The 3,599-nt window shown below is 36.5% G+C and carries 2 protein-coding genes; both read left to right on the top strand.

Features of this window, described 5'->3' with window-relative positions:
* Positions 1 to 170 precede the first annotated feature (170 nt).
* Positions 171 to 392, top strand: coding sequence for a DUF2795 domain-containing protein (locus tag P8M54_RS15135; RefSeq protein WP_300288857.1), 222 nt, complete (start codon positions 171 to 173; stop codon positions 390 to 392).
* A gap of 89 nt (positions 393 to 481) precedes the next feature.
* On the top strand, positions 482 to 3,599 hold a 3,118-nt coding region (gene secA / locus P8M54_RS15130; RefSeq protein ID WP_300288856.1), incomplete at its 3' end, for a preprotein translocase subunit SecA.

Below are 3,599 nucleotides of genomic sequence, written 5' to 3'. Positions count from 1 at the left end.
ACAATAAATGTTAACTGACACATAGAGCTGAGACTAAAAAATGGCATCATAATTACAGTAAACTAAGCGTAATAAAAAAAACGTTCTTAACTTTTTTTGAAAATAAATGATTTTTTACTTGTCTTTTTCAGTAAAAAATTTATTTTTGCACAAAACTAAATCGACAAAAGATGTATTGGACATTAGAATTAGCATCCTACTTAAGTGATGCACCGTGGCCTGCTAACAAAGACGAACTTATTGATTACGCTATACGTGCAGGAGCTCCACTAGAAGTAGTAGAGAACTTACAATCTATTGAAGATGAAGGCGAGATAAACGAATCAATGGAAGAGATTTGGCCAGATTACCCAACTGACGAAGATTATCTTTGGAATGAGGATGAATATTAAAAAAAAAACAACCAAGAAAAAGTCTCAAAAGAGGCTTTTTTTTTGGTTAAATTTACAACGAGATACACTAATTAGAAATATATAATATTATGAGTTTCATAAATAGCATAATTAAAGCCTTTGTAGGAGATAAATCCCAGAAGGACGTAAAGGCTTTGCAACCCTACTTAAACAAAATTAAAACTTTTGAAAACACCCTTATCGCTTTATCTCATGATGAATTAAGAGGTAGAACGGTTTTCTTTAAAGAAACAATCAAAACAGCGAGAGCAGGTGTTGATGCTAAAATTGCAGCTCTTAAAAAAGAAGTTGAAGGAATCGAAGACATTGACAAAAGAGAAGATCTTTACAGTGAAATCGACGCTTTAGAAAAAGAAGCCTATACTGTTTCAGAAAAAACATTAATGGATATTCTTCCTGAAGCTTTTGCAGTTGTAAAAGAAACAGCGAGACGTTTTAAAGATAATTCAGAAATCACTGTTACTGCTACTGCTGCTGACCGTGAATTTTCAGCTACTAAGCCGTACGTGACACTTGTAGCTGATACTGCAACTTGGCACAACAAATGGAACGCCGCAGGTAAAGAAATTACTTGGGACATGATCCACTACGATGTTCAATTAATAGGTGGTATGGTACTTCACGAAGGTAAAGTAGCAGAGATGCAAACGGGTGAGGGAAAAACTTTAGTGGCAACCTTACCATTATACTTAAATGCTTTAACTGGAAACGGTGTGCATTTAGTGACGGTGAATGATTACTTAGCTAAACGTGATAGTACATGGAAAGCTCCATTATTTGAATTTCATGGTTTAACGGTAGATTGTATTGACAATCACCAACCTAACTCTGAAGGTAGAAAAAAAGCATACGATGCTGATATCACTTACGGTACCAACAACGAATTTGGTTTTGATTACCTAAGAGATAACATGGCACATTCACCAGCTGACTTAGTACAAAGAAAACACAACTTCGCCATTGTCGATGAGGTGGATTCGGTATTAATTGATGATGCAAGAACACCTTTGATTATTTCTGGACCAGTTCCTCAAGGAGATCGTCACGAGTTTAATGAGTTGAAGCCAAAAATCGAAAATCTTGTAGGTTTACAGCGTCAACTTGCGACTGGTTTCTTAACCGAAGCTAAAAAATTAATAAAAGAAGGAAACACTAAAGAAGGTGGTTTCCAATTGTTAAGAGCATACAGAGCATTGCCTAAAAACAAAGCTTTAATTAAGTTCTTAAGTGAAGAAGGAATCAAACAATTGCTTCAAAAAACAGAAAATCAATACATGCAGGACAACAACCGTGAAATGCATAAAATTGATGAAGCGTTGTATTTTGTCATTGAAGAAAAAAATAATCAAGTAGAGTTAACTGATAACGGTATCAAGCACCTTTCAGGAGATACTGATGCTGACTTTTTCGTTTTACCAGACATTGGTACTGAAATCGCTAACATCGAAAAGAAAAAATTAGACAAAGACGCTGAAGCGGAAGAAAAAGAAGTTTTGTTCCAAGATTTCAGTATCAAAAGTGAGCGTATCCATACTTTGACACAGTTACTTAAAGCATACGCTTTATTCGAAAAAGATGTAGAGTATGTAATCATGGACAACAAGATCATGATTGTAGATGAGCAAACTGGTCGTATCATGGATGGACGTCGTTACTCTGATGGATTACACCAAGCGATTGAGGCTAAAGAGAATGTAAAAATTGAAGCAGCTACTCAAACATTTGCAACGGTAACCTTGCAAAACTATTTCAGAATGTACAACAAATTAGGTGGTATGACTGGAACAGCGGTTACTGAGGCTGGAGAGCTTTGGGAAATCTATAAATTGGATGTTGTTGAAATTCCAACGAATAGACCAATGGCGCGTCAAGACAAAGAAGACTTTATCTATAAAACAACACGTGAAAAATTCAACGCTGTTATCGAAGATGTAACTGAATTATCAAAAGCAGGTCGTCCAGTTTTAATTGGAACAACCTCTGTTGAAATCTCTGAATTATTAAGCCGTATGCTTAAGATGAGAGGCGTTACTCACAACGTATTGAATGCTAAAATGCACAAGCAAGAAGCACAAATCGTTGAAGATGCAGGTAAGCCAGGAGTTGTAACTATTGCAACCAATATGGCGGGTCGTGGAACCGATATTAAATTATCTGCTGAAGTTAAAGCAGCAGGTGGATTAGCAATCGTAGGTACGGAGCGTCACGATTCGCGTCGTGTTGACCGCCAGTTACGTGGACGTGCAGGACGTCAAGGAGATGTGGGAAGTTCACAATTCTACGTTTCACTTGAAGACAACTTAATGCGTTTATTTGGTTCTGAAAGAGTTGCTAAAGTAATGGACAGAATGGGATTAGAAGAAGGAGAAGTAATTCAACATTCTATGATGACTAAGTCTATCGAGCGCGCTCAGAAAAAAGTAGAAGAAAATAACTTTGGAGTTCGTAAACGTTTATTAGAGTATGATGACGTTATGAACGCACAACGTGAAGTAGTGTACAAGCGTCGTCGTCATGCCTTGTTTGGAGAGCGTCTAAAATTAGATATCGCCAACATGTTGTACGACACTTGCGAATTAATCGTTCAAAATACAAAAGCGGTTAATGATTTTAAAACATTCGAATTTGATTTAATTCGTTACTTCTCAATCACCTCTCCAGTTAGCGAAGGGGAATTTGCAAAAGCGACAGAAATGGAGCTAACTGGAAAAGTATACAAAGAAGCTTTAAAGTATTACAACGAAAAATGTGAGCGTAGCGCTAGAGAAGCCTTCCCTATCGTCAAAAACATTTTCGAAGACAAAGACAATCAATTTGAGCGTATCGTAGTTCCGTTTACAGATGGTGTAAAATCATTGAACGTAGTTACTGATTTAAAACGTGCTTATGAAACTGAAGGAAAGCAACTAATCGCTGATTTTGAAAAAAACATCACCTTGTCAATAGTTGATGAAGCTTGGAAAAAACACTTACGCAAAATGGACGAATTGAAACAATCAGTTCAGTTAGCCGTTCACGAGCAAAAAGATCCATTGCTTATCTACAAGTTTGAAGCGTTCAACTTATTCAACGGTATGCTTAATGGTATTAATAAAGAGGTAATCTCCTTCTTGTTCAAAGGAGATTTACCACAGCAAACAGCTCCTGAAATTCAAGAAGCGAGAGAAGTAAGTCGTCCAAAAGAAA

The sequence above is a fragment of the Flavobacterium sp. genome, from assembly GCF_029242675.1.
Taxonomy (GTDB): domain Bacteria; phylum Bacteroidota; class Bacteroidia; order Flavobacteriales; family Flavobacteriaceae; genus Flavobacterium.
The sequence above is the reverse complement of the archived record's forward strand: the minus strand, read 5'-3'. Positions and strand labels throughout refer to the sequence as shown.

Bases quoted from the DNA above. Each gene is read 5' to 3' on its own strand.
- P8M54_RS15135 (WP_300288857.1), top strand. From the start codon at position 171: ATGTATTGGACATTAGAATTAGCATCCTACTTAAGTGATGCACCGTGG.